The 1,337-nt window shown below is 70.7% G+C and carries 1 pseudogene; it reads right to left on the bottom strand.

Features of this window, described 5'->3' with window-relative positions:
* Window positions 1-43 precede the first annotated feature (43 nt).
* A pseudogene (locus tag FHU13_RS27280) lies at window positions 44-1,337 on the bottom strand (ISL3-like element ISMex26 family transposase); the annotation flags it as partial.

A 1,337-nucleotide genomic window follows, 5' to 3' on the forward strand; every position in this document is an offset into this window, starting at 1 on the left:
GGCGTCCAAAAGGGGGTCTGGCGCACTCTTGATGCAGTCGGCGTCACCCAACGCCGATCAGCCGCGCTTCGAGCAGATCGAGCTTGGCCCGACCGAACATCTGTCGCTTCACGAGCTTGAGGCGAGTGATCTGCCCCTCGGTCTGGCCATTCGACCAGGGCTCGGCCAGCGCCGCGGCGACAGCCTTTCTGTCTCGCGACAGGCCGTTCGCGAAGGACGCGAGGAGGCTGCGAGCCGCCGTGTCGATCCAGGTGTCGAGGTCGTGTGTTCTCCGCTCGCGGATCATGGCCTGGAAGCCGGCCAGGAGAGAGCGCGCCTCGTCGAGCGCCGGTACCGCTGCCTCGATCGTCGTCACCGTCACGGCCTCGGCCTTGCTCAGGGCCATCCCGCCCGGTCGTCATCAGTCGCGCGAGGAGGCGCGCAGAGGGTACCTTGCCGGGAGCACCCGCGGGGGACTGCTCATGGCGCCGACGGCGGGTCGCCCACTCTCCAACGACGCGGAGGCTGCCAGTGAACCCGCCGGCGCGCAGGCGTCGCCAGAGTTCGGCACCGTTGCGGCAGCCGGCCGCCCACTCGTCGTCGAGCCGGGGCAGGTAGGACTCCAGGCTGCTCTGGCGCGCCCGGAACACGTCACCGGTCAGGCCGCGCAACACGTGGCGCACGAGCCTGCGGCTGTGGCCGGTCGTGCAGACGATCTGCCGGATCGGCATGCCCTGTCGCGACAGCGTCAGTATCGCCTTGGCAGTCGCCGTGCGCCGACGGTAGCCCTCGTATTGCAGGCGCTCGGCGCAGGTCAGCTGATTGGGGTCGATCGTGGCGGCGCCCACCGCGACTCGGATGGCGGTCATCGACTTGCGCACGGCATCGAGGAAGGCGGCGCTGCCGTTCTCCATCAGATGCCAGCGGTCGGCGACCTGGATCGTCGTGGGCAACGCCCGCGCCGCGGCCTCGCCGTAGCCGCCGCCTCGGTCACGTGCGAGGACGGCGATCTCGGGATGGGCGGTGAGCCATGCCTCGACGGTGCCGCTCTCGCGATCCGGCAGGAGGGCGACGACGCGCCGCCGCTCCAGGTCGCAGATCAGCGTGCCGTAGCGTTGCCCACGGCGGAAGGCCCAATCGTCGATGCCGATCACGGTCAGGGTCTCGGCCGGCCTCTGGGCGCGGCGGCGCACGGTTCGCAGCATCGTGTCCCGGCTCGCCGGCACCATCAGTCGGCGGGCGAAGCTCTCCGTCGGCCTGCCACCGAGCGCGAGGCCGAGATGATGGACGATGGTCTCCAACCGTCCTGTTCGTCGGGCGTAGGCGGCGGCGAGGTCCGGTTCGAGCCGCTCGGCGAA

Origin of the sequence: Methylobacterium sp. R2-1 (assembly GCF_014191355.1) — a bacterium.
GTDB lineage: Bacteria > Pseudomonadota > Alphaproteobacteria > Rhizobiales > Beijerinckiaceae > Methylobacterium.